Raw genomic sequence first — 6,722 nt, forward strand, 5'->3', positions numbered from 1 at the left:
GTTCATCGACGGCATCGAGCAGACCGAACCGACCAACGACGAGGCATCATCCATCACCGACCGGAGCGCCGCCTGAACCAGCCATCGCTCATACACCAGACTTGACCATAACTCGGCATCCTCCGGCACCACGGTCATCAACGGCCGGGCCGGCTCCACCACGCCACCCACCGTGTGGACCGCCAGCTGTTCCACCGTGCCGGTCACCGGCGCACGCAGGCGCATCAGTTCGTCACGCCGCCGCGCCTTGATCAGCTCCTGTTCCAGGGACTCCGCCTCGGAACGCGCCTGATGGAGGATGTCCAGGGCTTCTCGCCGGCTCTCTGCTCGCAGGGTACGGCGCTGCTCGCGCGCCTCGTGCAGCGCAGCCTCGGCCTCCGAGCGCCGTGCCCGCTCCGCGTCCAGGGCATTCGCCGCCTCAATGCTCTGCTGTTCCAGTTCCAGCTGCTCGTGGCGGGCCGCCATGCCCGCGTCCGATAACTGCAACAGATCATTGCTGCGCCCGCGGATGATCGGCAGGGTCTGTTCCAGCCCGGCCACCATCGCGCCCGCCGCAGCGATCTCCTCCTGCCTGCGCGCGATCTCCGCATCCAGCTGCTGCATGCGGGCACGGTAGTGATGCACATGGCCGCGCAACACCCGCTGCTCCACCAGCAGGGCATCCTCCGGCGCGGGGAAATCCGGCTGCAGCACCGGCCGCTCGGTATCGCCGTCCAGGGCCTCCAGGAACGCCTCCGAACGCGCGGCGGTCAGGCGGGCGGACAGCAGTTCCCGGCTCAGGCGCGTCACATCCGCGGTCGAAAGGGTCGAGTCGAGCTCGATCAGGACATCGCCGGCCTCGACGCGCTGCCCGTCCCGTACCCGGATGGCCCTGACGCTGGCCGTCTCCGTGGCCTGTACCGTCTGGGTACGCCCGTCCGGCACCACCTTGCCTTCGGCCACCGCAACGATGTCCATGCGCCCCAGGGTGGCCCATACCACGGTCAGCACCGCCAGCAGCAGGATGAGACCGATGATGACGCGCGGCAGCGGGTGCACCGGCGTCTCCTGGAGCGAAAGGGCCGCCGGGAGGAACTCCTGCTCGTGCGGCACTCGTCGCGGCGGGTCCATCTCCCGCCGGCGCCCCCAGGCGATGGCGAAGGCCCGCCGATAGCGCCCCTTGAGGTCCTGCCATGCGCTGCGCCGCATCCCCATGGCGCCCTCCCTCAGGTCTGCTGCAGGCGCAACAGGCCCGCATAAATGCCGTCGCCACGCTCGGCCAGGCTGTCGTGGGTCCCGGATTCGACGATCTGGCCGTGGTCCATGACGATGATGCGGTCGGCCCGGCGTACGGCGCTGAGCCGATGGGCAATGATGATGACCGTACGACCACGGGCGATCTGCGCCATGTTCTGCTGGATGACGCGCTCCGACTCGTAGTCGAGGGCGCTGGTCGCCTCGTCGAAGATCAGGATGCGCGGGTCGTTCATCAGGGCGCGGGCAATGGCGATGCGCTGGCGCTGACCGCCGGAAAGCGTGCCACCGTGCTCGCCAACGACGGTGTCGTAGCCCTCGGGGGTTTCCAGGATGAAGTCGTGGGCCCCGGCCTGGCGCGCGGCCGCCATCACCTGTTCCAGCGGTGCCCCCGGGCTGGCCAGGGCGATGTTCTCGCGGATACTGCGGTTGAAGAGCATGTTCTCCTGCTGCACCACGCCGATCTGGCGGCGCAGCGAAGCGATCTCGGCCACCGCCAGGTCGGTGCCATCCACCAGCACCCGCCCGCGCTCGGGCACATACATCCGGCCGATCAGCTTCGCCAGGGTGCTCTTGCCCGATCCGGAGCGGCCGACCACGCCCAGCACCTGACCGGGCGGGATCTCCAGGCTGACCCCGCGCAGCACCTCGGGACCGTCGGGCCGGTAGCGGAAATGCACCTGGTCGAACTCGATACGCCCGTCCAGACGGGGCAGGCTGCTGCGGTTGGCGAACGAGGATTCCGTGGGTGCATTGAGGATGTCGCCAAGCCGCTGCATGGAGATCCCGACCTGCTGGAAGTCGGTCCACATGTTGGCCAGACGCATGATCGGCTGGGCGACACGCGCGGCCAGCATGTTGAAGGCAATCAGCTGGCCGACGGTCAGGTCGCCCTCGATCACCAGCCGTGCCCCCAGCCACAGCGTGCCCACCGTCACCAGCTTTCCCACAAGCGAAATCAGCTCGCGGGCGACGGTCGACAGCCGGGTGGTCCGCAGACCGGCGGAGACATAGCCGGCCAGCTGCTCGTCCCACTTCTTCGTGGTCTGCGGCTCCACCGCCATCGACTTGAGGGTGTCGATACCGTTGATGCTCTCGACCAGAAAGGCCTGGTTCTCGGCGCCGCGGTTGAACTTCTCGTGCAGCCGCGCGCGCAGCGGCGGCGTGATGAACAGCGAGATCATCACATACAGGGGCAGCGATGCGATGACGATCAGCGTCAGCCAGCCGCTGTAGAAGAACATCACCGCGATGAACACCACCGAGAAGAACAGATCGAGCACCAGGGTCAGGGCATTGCCGGTCAGGAACTCACGGATGTTTTCCAGTTCGCGAACCCGCGCCACCGAATCGCCCACCCGCCGGGACTGGAAATACCCCATGGGCAGATTGATGAGGTGGCGGAACAGGCTCGCACCCAGTTCGACGTCGATCCGGCTGGCCGTATGTGCCAGCACATAGCTGCGCAGTCCGGACAGCACCACCTCGAAGACCATCACCGCGAGCAGGCCGATGGCCAGCACATCCAGGGTCGTCAGGCTGCGATGCACCAGGACCTTGTCCATCACCACCTGGAAAAACAGTGGCGTGACCAGGGCGAAGATCTGCAGGAAAAACGACGCCAGCAGCACCTCGCCCAGCAGGCGCCGGTGCTTCACCAGCGCGGGCACGAACCAGGTGAAATCGAACTTCCCCAGTTCCGCGGTGAGCGAGGCGCGGGACGTGAACAGGATCAGCTTCCCGGACCACAGCTCCGCCAGGTCTTCCCGCGAGATTCGCTGGGCCGGACCCTTGCCGGGATGCTGGATGAGCGCACCCTGGTCACTGACGCGGGCCAGCACGAAGAAGCGGCCGTCCTTCGCCAGGGCCACCGCCGGGAGCGGTGTCTGCTCCAGACGGGAAGGTTTCGTGCGGACGCGCTTCGCCTTGAGCCCCAGCCGCCGCGCCCCGAGCAGGATGCGGTCGGCGTCGAAAGGCTCGCCATCGGCGGCGAATTCGTGCCGCAGCTGTTCCGGATTGGCCGGCACCCCGTGGTACTGGGCCAGCATAACCAGGGCCAGAAGCCCCGTATCGACAGGCCCGTTCTCCCCCGTGGAGCCCGTCGCTTCCCTGCCTTGTGAATCCATGACTATCCGTGCGACGCATCGCCGGAATCCCGTCCGGCGATCTGCAATGGAGGGGCCGCCCGGGCAGGCCCGGACGGCCGTACGGGCGGCTTACTGCCAGGCTGCGGCCACCACCGGATCGAGCGTGTCCCGATAGTCCTTCGGGAGGCCGGTCTCGTCCGCCCCGGACGGATCGAACGCGGCCATCGCCTGTACCAGGTTGTTGACCTCGGCAGCGGTCAGCACCTCGCCGGACGACAGCTCCACCCGATCCAGGGTCTCGCCGTGGCGGCCGAACCAGTCATCCACGGTGATGCGGTCATCGGTGCCGATCACCTCGATCGACAGGTCACGGCGATCCTGGCTGAACCAGAGCTGGTCCGCCGCGATCTCCTCGCCCAGCAGCAGGACGTCCTCGCCCGGGTCGCGGGCGTTCTCCACGATGCGGTCGTGGCCGTCGCCGCGCTCGAAGTAATAGGTGTCGCTGCCCTCGCCCCCGTACAGAACATTGCTGCCGCGACCGCCGTGGATGAAGTTGTCGCCGCCTTCGCCGCGCAGGGTATTGTCGCCGTCGTTGCCGATCAGGGTATTGTCCAGCTCGTTGCCCCGGCCCCAGTAGTCGCCGTCTCCGGTCAGCGTGAGATTCTCGACGTGGTCGGGCAGGCGAAAGTGGGTCTCCGCCTTCACCGTATCCGTGCCGCCATTCTCCTGAGCGATCACCTTGGTGCCCGGGTTGCTGACCACATAGGTGTTGTCCCCGTCACCGCCATACAGGAAGTTGGCGGAGCGCCCGCCCCCGATCAGCACGTTGTCCCCGCTCACGCCATACAGGTGACTGGGGCGCTCGGTGCCGATGATGATGTTGTCCTCTTCGTTGCCGCGCCCCACCCGGGCGTCGCCGACCAGCGTCAGGTTCTCCACGTTGTCCGGCAGGGTGTAGTCGAACGGGCTGATCACCGTGTCCGTGCCCTGGTTCGGCTTCTCGATGACCACGTCGTCCTCGCTGTTGAGGATGTAGGTGTTGTCACCGCGCCCGCCGGCCATCACGTTCGCGCCGGCCACGCCATTGAGCACGTTGTCGCCATTGTTGCCTTCGATGTAGTTGTCCAGCTCGTTTCCGGTGCCGTCGATGTCGGCCGAGCCGGTGAGGATCAGATCCTCGACGTTGTCGGGCAGGGCGTAGGTGACCGAGGAGCGGATGGTGTCGTGGCCCTCGCCGGGCTGCTCGATCACCACGTCGTCTTCGCTGTTGACCACGTAGATGTCGTCGCCCGCGCCGCCGATCATAATGTTGGCACCGGCGCGGCCGTCGATGTAATTGTCGCCCTCCACGCCATTCAGCACGTTGTCGCCGGTGTTGCCGATGATCACGTTGTCCAGCTCGTTGCCCGTGCCGTCGAGATCGTCGCCGCCCATCAGCGTCAGGTTGTCCACGTTCTCCGGCAGGACATAGTCGATGTACGAGTGCACGGTGTCGTTGCCCTCGCCGGGCTGTTCGATCACCACGTCCTCGTCGCTGCGCACCACGTAGGTATCGTCGCCGGTGCCACCGATCATGATGTTGGCGCCGCCGCGACCGTCGATGTAGTTGTTGCCCGCCACGCCGTGCAGCACGTTGTCGCCGGTGTTGCCGATGAGCTCGTTGTTCAGCTCGTTACCCGTACCATCAAGATCCTCGCTGCCCTGCAGGTGCAGGTTCTCCACGTTCTCGGGCAGGACGTAGTCGATGTGGGACTCGACGGTGTCGTTGCCCTCGCCCGGCTGCTCGATCACCACGTCGTCGGTGCTGTGCACCACGTAGGTGTTGTTGCCGCGCCCACCGATCATGGTGTTGGCGCCGGCCACCCCGTCGAGCCGATTGTTGCCGGAGTTCCCGATCAGGACATTGTCCAGCTCGTTGCCGGTGGCACTGATCCCGCTGCGGCCCAGCAGCGTCAGGCTGTGGAGGTTGTCGGACAGGGTGAACGACACATGCGACTGCACGGTGTTGATGCCATCCGCCGATTCCGCGATCACCTGGTCGTCCCGGTGCCGGACCACGAACAGGTTGTCGCCTTCACCACCCACCAGTAGGTCGGCATCCCGGCCGCCGTGCAGCCAGTTGTCCCCGGCGCCACCGGTCAGGGTGTTCTCGCCCTCGTTGCCCACCAGGATCGCGTTCTCCTCCCCGCCGGTCAGCTCGTCGCCCTCGGTCGAACCGAGCTGCAGCGCGGCCAGGTCGAAGCTGTGGCCGTCGGCAAAGCGCAGGGTGTTGATGCGGTGGCGTTCGGCATCGGCACTGCCGAACCAGTTCTCGATGGTGATGCTGTCACGACCGTTGCTGTGCGCCAGCACCAGCGAACTGCCCTCGGCACGGATGTCCAGATCGCCGGCGCGGATCTCCGGGCCGAACTCCAGCACGCTGTGGCCGCTGTCGCCGTGCATCTCGATAATCGTGTTGTGACCCTGGCCGACATCGAAGCGGTAGGTGTTATTGCCACCACCGCCGTAGAGAATGTCGTTGCCCGAACCGGCCTGCAGCACGTCATCGCCATCACCGCCCAGCAACCAGTCGCCGCCCGAACCGGCGGTGAGCTCCGCACCGTCGTTGCCCCCAAACACGACCTCGGAGGCGGCCGTGCCTTCGCCGTCAGCGCGCACCCCGTCCCAGCCGAAGTCGGCCAGGGCATCCTGCACCGCCGGATCATCACCGGCCTGCGCGAGCCAGTCGCGCAGCAGGCCATGGCTGTCGAAGCCCATGGGCGAGAGCTGTTCGCCGGCGGCGCGCTGCAGTTCCAGAAGCTCCGCCACGCCACGGGCCGGATCGGCATCGAACTGCTGCTGCAGCGCCTCCGTGGTGCCCGCGAAGTCGATGCGGATACCGTCTTCATCGAAGACCAGGTCCATCCCTTCCAGATAGGGCGCCAGATGGGTCTGGCGCATCATCTGCCCGTACATGGTCGTCTGCAGAATGTCGAAGCCGGCGCGCAGTTCGCCCGAGGCCATGACCCTTGGGTCCGGGCTGCCGTGCTGGCGGAACTCCCGCCCCAGGAACGCCTCCAGCGTCGCAACCTTGCGCCCGTCGATATGACGGCCCCGGCTCTCCGGGTCCACGTCACTGACGCCCGCCCACTCGTACAGCAGGTTCTCCATGCGGGCTTCACGCGCCTTCACGTCCGTCTCGGCCATGAAGGCCTCGACCTCACCGCGCAACTGTCCGCTCTCGTCCCGCACCAGCGCCTGATGCAGGTCATGCACCTCGCCATAGCCCTTCAGGTCGGGCAGGGTGGCGATGTCTTCCGGTACGTCCAGGCGCTCGCGTGCCTCGGTGTGGGCGGTGTCCTGGATGAACCACACGTCCGTGGCCTCGCCCTCGCGGCCGTCCGCCCACTCGAACCGGCCGAT

General features: G+C 66.9%; 3 protein-coding genes. All 3 read right to left on the reverse strand.

Annotated features, from left to right (window positions below):
* Nucleotides 1–1,194 (reverse strand): HlyD family type I secretion periplasmic adaptor subunit (locus B1A74_RS13505; RefSeq protein ID WP_244269233.1); only part of this gene is annotated, 1,194 nt, incomplete at its 3' end.
* A gap of 11 nt (nucleotides 1,195–1,205) precedes the next feature.
* Nucleotides 1,206–3,359: a type I secretion system permease/ATPase gene (locus B1A74_RS13510; protein WP_077244934.1), complete on the reverse strand. Its 2,154-nt coding sequence runs from the start codon at nucleotides 3,357–3,359 to the stop codon at nucleotides 1,206–1,208.
* Between the two features lie 90 nt (nucleotides 3,360–3,449).
* Nucleotides 3,450–6,722, reverse strand: a 3,273-nt coding sequence (locus B1A74_RS13515; RefSeq protein WP_077244935.1) for a calcium-binding protein, incomplete at its 5' end; no start/stop codon positions are given.

It is taken from the genome of Thioalkalivibrio halophilus (genome assembly GCF_001995255.1).
GTDB lineage: Bacteria > Pseudomonadota > Gammaproteobacteria > Ectothiorhodospirales > Ectothiorhodospiraceae > Thioalkalivibrio > Thioalkalivibrio halophilus.